Origin of the sequence: Saccharopolyspora elongata, assembly GCF_004348985.1 — a bacterium.
Classification (GTDB): Bacteria; Actinomycetota; Actinomycetes; order Mycobacteriales; family Pseudonocardiaceae; genus Saccharopolyspora; species Saccharopolyspora elongata.
In genome coordinates this window covers 61,370-73,032 of record NZ_SMKW01000013.1, presented here as the reverse complement: position 1 = coordinate 73,032, position 11,663 = coordinate 61,370, and the positions used below count along the sequence as shown (strand labels likewise).

Here is an 11,663-nt window from a genome sequence, read left to right as displayed (position 1 = left end):
CGCCGCATCCGAAGCTCCGCGATGCGGAACTCCGGTACCGCCACGCCCGATTTTGCCTAAAATTGGGAACTTCAGCTTGGCCGGAGCTTCCCGGTCTTGGCGGAAATCGGGAAGCCCTGACCGGCCTCGCTAGCAGCCGCAGGTGCGCAGGGTTCCGGCCAGCTTGTCCAGGGCCGGGCGGGCCGCCGCCGAACTCGTTCCGTTCGAGACCAGCGCGAACACCAGCAGGCGGCCGTCCTTCGTCACCACCGTCCCGGCCAGGCTGTTCGCGCCGTCCAGGGTGCCGGTCTTCGCCCGCACCCAGCCTTGGCCCGTACCGTCCTGGTAGCGGTTGGCCAGGCTGCCGCTGCCGCCCGCGATCGGCAGGCCGGGCAGTAGCGCCCGCAGCTTCGCGGCCTGCGGCGGCAGCCCGCCCTCCGGGCTCGCCGGGGCGGTCGCCGACGCCAAGAGCTCGGCGAGCAGTTTCGGCGTGACCCGGTCCTCCAGCGACAGCCCGCTGCCGTCGGCCATCGTCGATCCGCCCACGTCGAAGCCGTTCTGCCGGAGCACGTCGAGCACCGCCTTGGTGCCGCCCGCGAACGACGGCTCGTTCCCGGTGGCGATGGCGACCTCGCGGGTCAGCGCCTCGGCAAGCATGTTGTCCGAGCGCTGCAGCGTGGTTTCGACCATGTCCTGCACGGTCGCCGACTGCACCTGCCCGAGCACCTGCGCGTTCGGCGGCGCCGTGCCCTCCGACACGTACGCCAACCCGAGGCCCAGCCGGGTCGCCAGCTCCTGCGCGGTCTGCATCGCCGGGTTCTGCGAGCGCGGGCTGGTGTCCCGCGTCGGGTCGGCCCGGCCGCCGTCGAGCATCGCCGACTGCATCGGCGAGTAGAAGCCGGCCGCCACGTCCTGCGGCAGCCAGCCCTGGGCGACCTCCGGTCCGGTGTACCGACGGGTGTCGACCTGCACGGACGTCACGTTCCCGCCGGTCGCGGCCATGACCTGCGCCGCCAGGTCGTCGAGCCGCGGCGCGCCGTCGTACACCGACTCCTCGCCCGCCGGGAGCTTCGACAGCGTCGGGTCGCCTCCGCCGACCAGCACCACGCTGCCCGGCGCGCTGCCGCGAACGACCTTGGTGGTGAAGCGGTGCTGGTGGTCGAGCGCGAGCAGCGCCGCGCTGGTGGTCAGCAGCTTGCCGGTGGACGCGGGCATGAGCGCCTGGCCCTGGTTCTGCTGCCACAGCACCGAGCCGGTCTGGGCGTCGAGCACGACGCCGCCGAGCGTGCCCAGGGACTGGGTGTCGGAGAGCGGGCCCGCCAGCGCCGAGCGGATGCCGGACTGCTGCGGCTGCGGCGCGTTCCGGTCGAGCGGCTTGATCGACGGGTCGAGCCGCACCGGCGCGGGCGGCTCCGCGATCTGCGTCTTCATCAGGGCGTCGACCAGCTGCGGGCCGAAGGCGATGCCCGCCCCGAGCAGCACGACGACGGCCACGGCGACCGCGATCAGCGTCTTGCGCCGCCGCGGCGGCTCGGCCTTCGGCGGCTCCGCCCTCACCGGCGGCGTGGGCGGCACTGGCGGCGGGATCCGCTGCGGCTGCGCCCGCGAGCCGGTCAGGCCCGCGAAGTCATCGGGGGCTGCCGGTTGCGGCGCGGCGAGACCGGCGAAGTCCGCAGGCGTTGCGGGCTGCGGCTCGATGCGCTGCGGCTGCGCCCGGGGCGGGGCCAGGCCCGCGAAGTCATCGGGCGACGCGGTCGGCCCGGGCGGCGGGAGCGACCGGCCGGAGGGCTTGGCGTGCGGCGCGGTCAGGCCCGCGAAGTCCGCCGCCGACGCGGCGCGCGGCGGCGGGCCGTCGAAGTCGGGCCGGGCGAACTGCTGCGTCTGCTCGGCGGGAGCGACCGGCGGCACGGCCTTGAACTGCTGCGTCGCGGGCCCAGGGTCGGCGGCGCGCAGCGCTGCGAGGTCCTTGAGATCGATCCGGGTGGTCTTCTCGGACTCGGTCTCGGCCGGGATCCTCGCGATCTGCTGCGTCGAATCGATGGGCGCGGACTGCTTGGGCGCGTCGATCCGCGGGATCTGCTGCGTCTCGTGGACCTGCGGCTGCCCGGCGAGACCGGCGGCCTCGACCCGGCTGATCTGCTGCGTCTGCTCGACACCGCTGGGCGGCGGTGCCGCCGGGATGCCGCTCGGCGGCGGTGTCGCGTCGGTGATCGGCGAGAACTGCTGGGTCTGCTCGACCGGCGCGACCGGCGGCTCGGCGACCTGAGCTTCTTCTTCGGCGCCAGGCGCGCGCTCGGGTTCCGGCTCGGCGGCGTCTTCGCCGGGCGAAGCCGGCTCGGCGGCGGCACCGGTCTCCGCCTCGGGCGTCGTCGCGGTTCCGGCATCCGGTTCGGCCTCGGCGGTCGCCGTGGTCTCCGCGTCGTCCGTTCCGGCTTCGGCTGCATCGGTTGCCGTGTCAGCGGCGGCTTCGGCCTCGGCCGCGTCTGCTGCCTCGGTGTCCTGGGCAGCCTCTTCGGACTCGGCCGCCGAGGACGACTCGGTCTTGGTGCCGGCCTGCTCCGGGGCGGAGTCCGCAGTCGTCGCGGTAGCGGCCTCGGTGTCCGCAGGTTCCGCATCGGGCTCGGAGTCGCTCGGCTCGGCTTCCGCTTCTCCCTGGTCCGGAGCACCGGATTCGGCGGGCGAGCCGGATTCGGCAGCGGTTCCCGACTCCTCTTCGGCACCGGTCGTCCCGCCCTCGGCTTCCGCCGCGGCTTCGGTACCGGTCGTCCCGCCCTCGGCTTCCGATTCCGCAGCGGGTTCGGAATCAGCCTCGCCGGAATCAGCGTCGCCGGAATCAGCCTCGCCGGAATCAGCCTCGCCGGAATCAGCCTCGGCCTCGGCTTCGTCCTGACCAGCGGATTCAGCGCCGGATTCGGCTGCCTCGCCCGCATCCGCGGCCTCGTCGGATTCGGCAGCGGGTTCATCGCCCGCGGACTTCTCCGATTCGGCAACGGGTTCGGCTTCAGCCGCAGATTCGTCAGGTGCGGAGTCGGCTTCTGCTTCGGCGTCGGTGCTGGGGAAGACCGGTTCGGCTTCGTCGCCGGACTCGGCAGCACCGGATTCCGCACCAGCGGCATCTTCCTCGGCCGCAGACTCGGGCTTCGCTTCGGGCTCGGAGGCCGGATCCTCGTCGGCTTCCGCATCGTCGGTCTGCGCTGCCGCATCCGACGCGGGTTCTTCGCCGAGGCTTCCGGCGACGCGCTTGGTCGAGCTCGCAGCCTCTTTCGCCGCCCCGCCAGCGGTGATCGGCATGGTCTCCTGGACCGCGCCATCCTCGGCGGCCTGCGAAGACGCAGCGGCGGCGGCGGTCTTCAGCCGCGCGGTCTGCTGCACAGCGGCCTCGTCGTCGTCCGAAGCCTGGGCCTGCGAGTCGCTGCTCGGGTCTTCGCGACCGACGGTCTTCAGCCGCGCCGTCTCCGCCTCCTGAGGAGGCTGCTCCTCGCTCCCGGCGGCGGTCTTCAGCCGCGCGGTCTCCGGCTCTTCCGAAGGCTGCTCGTCGGCGACGGTCGACAGCTGCGCGGTCTCCGCCCCGGCGTCGTCCTCGTCAGGCTCTTCGAGGCTGCCCGCGACCCGCTTCGACGCGGTCGCCGACTGCTCGGCCGATGTGTCGTTGATCTCATCACCGGCGGATTCGCCGGAATGCTCGGAATCCGCGGCGTCCGACGAGGTCACGGCCTCGGTCGCCGGGTTCGGGTCGTTCCGGGGCGGGGTGCTCTTCGACGGCTCCGCGTCGTCGGCGGGCCGGTCCGGCGGCGTGCCGTCCTGGGACGACGCAGCGGTTCGGGTCGGGCTCTCGCTATCCGGTGTTGACGCGCGGACGTCGGTTTCGGCCACCTCACCCCCGGTGTTCTGGGGTTCGGGCACGTGCTCCTCCTCGACGGATCGCCAGCCTGCCAGATTGCGAGCTCCCACACTGCGGTGGGGCCTGGTGCGCCACCGTGGTCCACACTAGACGTGGTCGCGCGCGCGAGCGGGCGGCCGCATCCGACGCAAGACGAGTGAGGAACCGCGTGGACTTCGACGTCACGATCGAGATCCCCAAGGGGAACCGGAACAAGTACGAGGTGGACCACGAGACCGGACGCATCCGTCTCGACCGGACGCTGTTCACCGCCACCCAGTACCCGGCGGACTACGGGTTCGTCGAGGACACCCTGGGTGAGGACGGCGACCCGTTGGACGCGCTGGTCCTGGTGCAGGAGCCCACGTTCCCCGGCTGCCTGATCAAGTCCCGCGCCATCGGCATGTTCCGGATGCGCGACGAGAAGGGCGGCGACGACAAGGTCATCTGCGTGCCCTCGGATGACCCGCGGCAGGAGCACCTGCGCGACATCCACCACCTCGCCGAGTTCTACAGGCTGGAGATCCAGCACTTCTTCGAGGTGTACAAGGACCTGGAGCCGGGCAAGAGCGTGGAGGGCGCGACGTGGGTCGGCCGCACCGAGGCCGAAGCGGAGATCAAGCGCTCGTACGAGCGGGCCAAGGAACAGGGGCACTGAACCACCGCCCCGCAGGAGGGCCCCCACCGCGCTGGATGCGGTGAGGGCCCTTCGCTTTTTCGGGGTGAACGTTTCCGCAGGTGATCGCCCTTGCGCGTGTTGGGTCGCTACGGCACCCCACCTCACTCACAGGCCCTGACCAGCAGCTCGGCAAACTTATCCACAGGCTTGTGGATAACAGGGTCTTCTGTGGATAAGTCGCCATCCTGTGGATAACTTGCGCAATTTCAATGGAAATCGACGGTCTGATTTCCATTGAAATTGCGGCGCCGGTCAGTCCAGGCGGATGTCGCGCAGGAACCAGGTGAGCGCGAAGGCCACCAGCACCACGCAGCCGCCGACGAAGAACACCGTGTCCATCGAGCTGGCGAAGCCCTCCAGGACCGGCCGCGCCAGGCGCGGGTCCAGGCCGTACAGGAACGACGTGTCGTTGATGTCGATCCCGGCCGCGCCACCCGACTGCAGCGCCTCGGCGAACGTGCGGTTCACCGGGTTCGCCAGCACCTCCGGGTCGCGCAGCGCGGCGGTGAACTCCGGCGTGGCGAACGCCGCGCGCGTCGAGTCCGCGATCCGCCCACCGACCGTGCTGAACAGCACCGACAGGAACGCCGCCGCGCCCACGGTGCCGCCGGTCTGCCGGAACAGGTTCACCGACGCGGTCGCCACGCCCATGTCGCGCGAGGTGGCGCCGGTCTGCACGACGAGCGTCAGGGTCTGCATCAGCATGCCCAGTCCGCCGCCCATGGTCACCGCCGTCAGCCCCACCTGGACCAGCGAGGTGTCCACGCCGATCAGGCTGAACAGGAACAGCGCGGTGGCCATGAACGCGGCGCCGACGATCGGGAACACCTTCAGCCGGCCGGTCTTGGAGATCAGCTTGCCGACGACGCCGGTCGACACCATGATCCCGGCGGTCATCGGCAGCAGCATCATCCCGGCCTCGGTCGGGTTCAGGCCCTTGACGATCTGCAGGTACAGCGGCACGGAGCTCAGCCCGCCGAACATGCCGATGCCGACCAGGAAGTTCAGCAGGTTGCCCATCCGGAACGACGGCTGCCGGAACATCCGCAGCGGCAGCAGGGCCTCGGCGCCCATCCGGTTCTCGGCGAACACGAACAGCAGCAGCCCGACCGCGCCGATGCCGTACATGGTCAGCGAGGTCGACGACAGCCAGCCCCACTCGCGGCCCTGCTCGGCGACGGTCAGCAGCGGCACCAGCAGCACGACCAGCGCCACCGCGCCCAGGTAGTCGATGCGGTGCCGGACCCGCTCGGTGGCCACGTTGAGCACCTTGGCGACGACGGCCAGCGCCGCCAGCCCGACCGGCAGGTTCACCAGGAACACCCAGCGCCAGCCGTCGATGCCGAGGAAGCTGTCCAGGCCGGCGAACAGGCCGCCGATCACCGGGCCGATCACGCTGGCGGTGCCGAACACTGCCATGAAGTAGCCCTGGTAGCGGCTGCGCTGCCGGGCGGGGACCATGTCGGCGATGATCGTCAGCGCCAGCGACATCAGCCCACCGCCGCCGAGGCCCTGGATGGCGCGGAACGCGGCGAGCTCGTAGATCGAGTTCGCCATCCCGCACAGCAGCGAGCCGACCAAGAACAGCGAGATCGCCGTCAAGTAGAGAGGCTTGCGGCCGTAGATGTCGGAAAGCTTGCCGTACAGCGGCGTGGTGATCGTGGCCGTGACCAGGTAGGCCGTGGTCACCCAGGCCTGCGCGGTCTGCCCGTGCAGCTGGTCGGCGATGACCCGGATCGCCGAGCCGACGATGGTCTGGTCGAGCGCGCCCAGGCCCATGCCCAGCATCAGACCGGTGAGCACGGTCAGGATCTGGCGGTGGGTCAGTGCGGGTGCCGGGGCCTGCGCCGGGGGCACAGCCGTTTCCGACATGGCTTTCCCTTTCAGGGGTTGCTCCTCGGGATGGGCCGGCGTGCGAGGCCGGCAGGAGCGCTGCGGCACGAACATCCCCAGAAATTTGCTTGCAGCACTCAACTAGTTGGCGCGGTCAAGCATGACCTCGGATCAAATGCGAAGCAACTTCGTTTCCTGTGCCCTGGACCACGTCAGCGCCGTCGCGACGACCGAGCCATCCCCAGCGTCGTGCCGTCGGCCCGGCGGAGCACGACGACCGGAGCCGTCGCGGCGTGCTTGCCGCTGCCCGGCGTGAACCGCTCGCGCGGCGAACGCGGTTGGTAGAACCAGGCGAGTTCGGTCCGCGCCCGCGCCACCGCGCGCCGCCGGCGCAGCTGCCTGCAGATCGCCGGGGCGAGCACCACCAGGCCGGACATCGTCGCTACCGCCATCCACCAATGCATCCCCGCTCCCTTCCTCTGGAGGAGGAATGGCACGCGGCCCGGCTCGTGATGCGACGGCCATCGATACCCCCCGAATGGCCCAGCGAAAAATTCAACGCATGTTGATTTTTTCGCCATCGGCGAGCTACCTTGCTCCCAACGGCGAGGGAGGTATGTGATGAGCACCCTGGAGACCCGGACCCTGCTCGACCTCGGCGAGATCGGCGCCGGCGACGGCGAGCTCGTCGGCGGCAAGGCCGCGAACCTGGGTGAGCTGTCGGCGGCCGGCTTCCGGGTGCCACCCGGCTTCTGCATCAGCACGCGCGCCTACGACGAGGTCTGCCGGGAACCGGCCGAAGACCTGCTGGACCGGCTGCCCGGCTCGGCCGCCGAGATCCGCTCCCGCCTGGCCGGCGCCGAACTCCCGGCCGGGCTGGCCGCCGCGATCACCGCCGCCTACGCGGAACTCGGCCCGGACGCCCCGGTGGCGGTGCGCTCCTCCGCGACCGCCGAGGACCTGCCGCACGCCAGCTTCGCCGGTCAGCAGGACACCTACCTGAACGTCGTCGGCGAGGAGGCGCTGCTGGACGCGGTGCGGCGCTGCTGGAGTTCGCTGTGGACGGACCGGGCCGTGGCCTACCGCGCCGCCAACGGCATCGACCACCGCGCGGTGCGGCTGGCCGTCGTCGTGCAGCGCATGGTGGACGCGATCGCGGCCGGCGTGCTGTTCACCGCGAACCCGGTCACCGGGCGGCGGTCCGAGGCCGTGATCGACGCGAACACCGGACTCGGCGAATCGGTGGTGTCGGGCTCGGTCACCCCGGACCACTTCGTGGTGGAGTCCGGCCGGGTCACCGCGAAGCGGCTCGGCGACAAGCCCGCCAGCATCCGGCCGAGACCCGGCGGCGGCACGGAATCCGTTGCACAGCAGGCCGATCTGCCGTCGATCACGGACGACCAGGCCGCGGCGCTCGCCGCGCTGGGCGCGGAGGTGGCGCGGCACTACGGCGCGCCGCAGGACATCGAGTGGGCCATCGACGGCGACGGCACCGTCTGGCTGACCCAGTCGCGGCCGGTCACCACGCTGTTCCCGCTGCCCGCCGAGCCGCTCGGCGGCCTGCACGTCTACCTGTCGATCAACGTGGTGCAGGGCGTCTACCGGCCGATCACACCGCTGGGCGCGGCGACGCTGGCGCTGATGCTCACCAACCTGATGCGCAACATCGGCATCCCCGCCGAGGGCCACCGCCCGAAGCTGTGGCGGCAGGCCGACGGCTGGCTGTTCGCCGACATCACCGGCATGACCCGCAGCAGGATCGGCCGCGCCATCGGCCCCCGGGTGTTCGCGGTGGCCGAAGCTCGCACCGGCAAGGTCTTCGAGTCGCTGCTCGACGACCCGCGACTTCCCCTGGACCCGAAGATCCCGTGGCCGCTGCTGCGCCGGATCGGCGGAATCCTGTTGCACACCAAGGCGCCCATCCAGCTCGCGCGCACGCTGCGCGATCCCGCGCGCGCCCGCGAGCAGCTCTTCGGCATGGTGCCGGAGATCCGGGCGGCCCTGGCTGCTGATGAGCCGTCGTCCGCGCGCGAGCGGCTGGCCGCGGCGCGGCGGGGCATTGCGGAGGTCGCGGTCCCGCGCATCGCACAGATCCCGCCGCGGATGCTGCCCGTCCTCCTCCTCAGCCGGCTGCTGCCCATGCTGGTCGGCCGGGCCGCCACCGCCGAGGAAGTGCAGATCGTGCTGCGCGGCATCCCGCACAACGTCACCACCGAGATGGACCTGGAGCTGTGGGGCATCGCGCAGCTCGCCCGCCGGGATCCCGGAACCGCCCGGCTGTTCGGCGAATCCTCCCCAGACGAGCTCGCCGCGCACTACCGGGACCGGACGCTGCCCACTAGTGTCCAAAATGGACTCGATGACTTCCTGGCGCGCAACGGGCACCGGACGGTGGCAGAGATCGACGTCGGCGTGCCGCGCTGGTCGGAGGACCCGACGCACGTGCTCGGGCTCGTCGCGAACTACGTGCGGACGGGCGAGAGCGGGCACGACGCTGACGAGCAGTACCGGCGCGGCGTGGCCGAGGCGGAGCGGACGGCCGCCGAGATCGTGTCCCGGCTGCGGCGCCGGAACCCGCTGCGCGCACGGGTCGCCGGGTTCGTGGTGGACCGGGTGCGGCAGCTCGCCGGGCTCCGCGAACTGCCGAAGTACTGCATCGTGCTGGCGATCGCGAACGCCCGCCGCCACCTGCAGGCCGTGGGCGAAGAACTCGCCTCGAACGGCCTCCTGGAACGAGCGGACGACGTGTTCTTCCTGGAATACGAGGAGATCGACGCGGCTATCTCCGGCTCCGACCACCGGGATCTGGTGGCCCGGCGCCGCGAAACGCACGAGAGGGAGCAGCGGCGCCGGAACCCGCCGCGCGTCCTGCTCTCGGACGGCACCGAGCCCGAGGCGGCGCTGCCGGTGGCGACGGTCGACGGCCAGTTGGCCGGGACTTCGGCTTCGGCGGGCACCGTGACCGGGACGGCGCGCGTGGTGCACGATCCGGTCCGCGCGCAGCTCGCGCCCGGCGAGATCCTGGTCGCGCCGTCCACCGATCCGGGCTGGACGCCGCTGTTCCTGACCGCGGGCGGCCTGGTGATGGAGATGGGCGGGCCGAACTCGCACGGCGCGACGGTGGCCCGGGAGTACGGAATCCCCGCGGTGGTGGGCGTTCCCGACGCCACCACCCGCATCGCCGACGGCCAGCGGATCACCGTGCACGGCTCGGCCGGAACCGTCGAGCTCGCCTGACGACGATGGCCCCCACCGGTTCGGCGGGGGCCATCGAGTCGTCATCGGGGGCGCCGTCGGCGGAAGCGTCCGCCGGTGCAGCGGTGCAGTCGATCGCGTTCTTCGGTTGTCGACTTCCGGCGTGGCAGGCGCGATCAGGCGCCGAGCTGGTTGACGCCGCCGAGCGGGCCGTGGCTGACCACGTCGTTGACCTTGTCCAGCGCCGTGGTCGGGTCGGTCTTGCCGACCGGGAGGTTGCCGGTCAGGCTGCCCAGCGGGCCCTGCGGGCCGGCAATGCCGCCGAGCGCGTCGCCGCTGCGGGACAGCGGCAGCCGGCTACCGGCGAGCGGGGTGCTGGACGCCACGCCGTGGACCGCCTCGCCGACCATGTCGACGTCCTGCTGCGCGGGCGGCAGCTGTGCGGGCTGGGTCTGCGGCACGCCCGGCAGCGCCGAGTCCGCGGCGGTGGGCAGCAGGTCGTTGGTCGGGCCGCCGGTGCGGGCCACGGGCGAGGCCTGCACGGCCGGGACGACGTCGCCGACCGGCGTCGCGCCGAGCACGCTGCTCGGGTCGAGGCTCTTGCCGCCGGTCACGCCGCCGAGCAGGGAGCCGGCCGGGGCGCTGCCAAGCAGGTCGCCGCCGCTGCGGCCGGCGAGGTGCTCCTCGACCGGGACGACGTCGCCCACGGTCTGCTGCGCGGAGTGCAGCGTGCCCCCGAAGTGGTACGCCGTCTGCGCGAGGTTGTTGTCCGTGGGCAGCTCCGCGGGCAGCTGCGGGGTCTCGGCCGCGTTCGCGGTAGCTGCGAAGCCGACCGCGCCGGCGCCGCTGACCAACACAGCGGCCGCTGCGGTAAGGGTGCGCTTCATCGCAATGCTCCTCTCTGCACAGGCCGATTCCTGTGCGCCGGGCCGGAGATTACGGAAGGATCACCAACCACCATTCAGCGATCACATAAGTGGGAAATGTGGACAGCCAGTGATCGTTTCCCGCTAAATAACTTCACTTTCGTGTACATGGCGCGGAAGTGATTACTGGCCGATCCCCTCCGTCGATGCCGACGGCAACCGGCGCGCCTGCTCGGCCCGCAGCGACTCGACCGCGTCGGCGAACTCCGCGTAGGCCTCGCTCTCGCTGTCGAACCGCCGGTACCGGCCCACCCGCAGCTCCACCGACTCGTACTCGCGCTCCAGCGCGTCGCCGGTCTGCTGGCACGCGGCCGACCGGTCGCGGTACTTGGCATGCCCGGCGAACGCCGCCGCCACCGCCACCAGCAGGCACAACGCCACGGCGACCCACCGGAAGTCCACAGCGGACACCGATGCCGCCGTCGCGGTCGCGGCGACGATCGAGCCGCCGATGACCACCGTCTGCAGGACGTTGTCCTTCCAGCGGTCCCGCCGGGCCTCACCCCGGTAGCGCTCGATGAGCTCCGGCAGCTGCGCCCGGTAGCGCTTGTGCGCCCCCAGCAGATCCCCAGGCCCCAGTTCGTCCAGCAGGTGCTCGCGGTGCGCGTACTCCAGCGCGCGGAGTTCTGATTCCACCGCGCGAACCTTAAAGTGCTGCTGGTAGAGGAATTTCGCCGACACCGCCAGCGAGGCCAGTGCCAGCGCGAACACGATCGCGGCGGGCAGTGCGGACGTCCATAACCACAGCGCGGCCGCGGCCGCGCCGATCAGCAACAGGTTGCCCGGCACCGCCCAGACCAGCAGCAGCCGCTGCACCAGCCGCGCCCGGTAGTGCTCTTCGGACCGCTCGGCGATCCGGCGTTCCCAGTCCGCCGGCCGGCCGCCCCCGGCGAGCACTCCACCGCCGACGATCCCGGCCGCATCCACTCGCTCCATCACATCGATCCTTCCAGCGCGTTAGTGCGATCGAAGTAGCTCCCGGAGCACCACGACAATCGGCCAGGAGGGTGATGATCCATTCGGCCGATCGGTCCACTGCCGGATGTGCCGGGTGATCGTCGCTGAGCTAGCGCGGCGCTGCACGATCGATAACGCGCAGTGATAACAGCGAATGCTGCCGCGTCCGACGCCGTGGGCGGTTTCCGGGGCCTGCCACTCTGACAGCGGCCGC

General features: G+C 71.6%; 7 protein-coding genes. 2 read left to right on the top strand and 5 right to left on the bottom strand.

Going from position 1 to position 11,663, the window contains the following annotated elements; all coding sequences use genetic code 11:
* Window positions 1-129: 129 nt before the first annotated feature.
* Window positions 130-3,882 (bottom strand): D-alanyl-D-alanine carboxypeptidase/D-alanyl-D-alanine endopeptidase, encoded by a 3,753-nt coding sequence (gene dacB, locus E1288_RS12520; RefSeq protein ID WP_132484492.1) that lies wholly within the window; start codon window positions 3,880-3,882, stop codon window positions 130-132.
* Window positions 3,883-4,028: 146 nt separating this feature from the next.
* On the opposite strand from dacB, the gene E1288_RS12515 reads away from it, so the two are divergent.
* Window positions 4,029-4,517, top strand: coding sequence for an inorganic diphosphatase (locus E1288_RS12515; protein ID WP_010308085.1), 489 nt, complete (start codon window positions 4,029-4,031; stop codon window positions 4,515-4,517).
* Between the two features lie 273 nt (window positions 4,518-4,790).
* On the opposite strand, the gene E1288_RS12510 is transcribed toward E1288_RS12515, so the two are convergent.
* Together E1288_RS12510 and E1288_RS12505 are read right to left on the bottom strand one after the other, a co-directional pair.
* On the bottom strand, window positions 4,791-6,410 hold the full coding sequence (locus tag E1288_RS12510) for an MDR family MFS transporter (protein ID WP_132484490.1): 1,620 nt from the start codon (window positions 6,408-6,410) through the stop codon (window positions 4,791-4,793).
* A 173-nt stretch (window positions 6,411-6,583) separates the two neighbouring features.
* Window positions 6,584-6,823 carry a hypothetical protein gene (locus tag E1288_RS12505; RefSeq protein WP_132484488.1) on the bottom strand — a complete coding sequence of 80 codons (240 nt, stop codon included), beginning with the start codon at window positions 6,821-6,823 and terminating at the stop codon, window positions 6,584-6,586.
* Between the two features lie 169 nt (window positions 6,824-6,992).
* Here E1288_RS12505 and E1288_RS12500 point away from each other — a divergent pair, with 169 nt between their 5' ends.
* Complete coding sequence (locus tag E1288_RS12500) at window positions 6,993-9,608, top strand: PEP/pyruvate-binding domain-containing protein (protein WP_132484486.1); 2,616 nt, start codon at window positions 6,993-6,995, stop codon at window positions 9,606-9,608.
* Between the two features lie 134 nt (window positions 9,609-9,742).
* On the opposite strand, the gene E1288_RS47935 is transcribed toward E1288_RS12500, so the two are convergent.
* Both E1288_RS47935 and E1288_RS12490 read right to left on the bottom strand, forming a co-directional pair.
* Window positions 9,743-10,453 (bottom strand): hypothetical protein, encoded by a 711-nt coding sequence (locus E1288_RS47935; protein ID WP_207954317.1) that lies wholly within the window; start codon window positions 10,451-10,453, stop codon window positions 9,743-9,745.
* A 162-nt stretch (window positions 10,454-10,615) separates the two neighbouring features.
* A complete protein-coding gene (locus tag E1288_RS12490; protein ID WP_132484484.1) occupies window positions 10,616-11,428 on the bottom strand; it encodes an SLATT domain-containing protein in 813 nt (270 codons plus the stop codon).
* Between the last annotated feature and the right edge of the window lie 235 nt (window positions 11,429-11,663).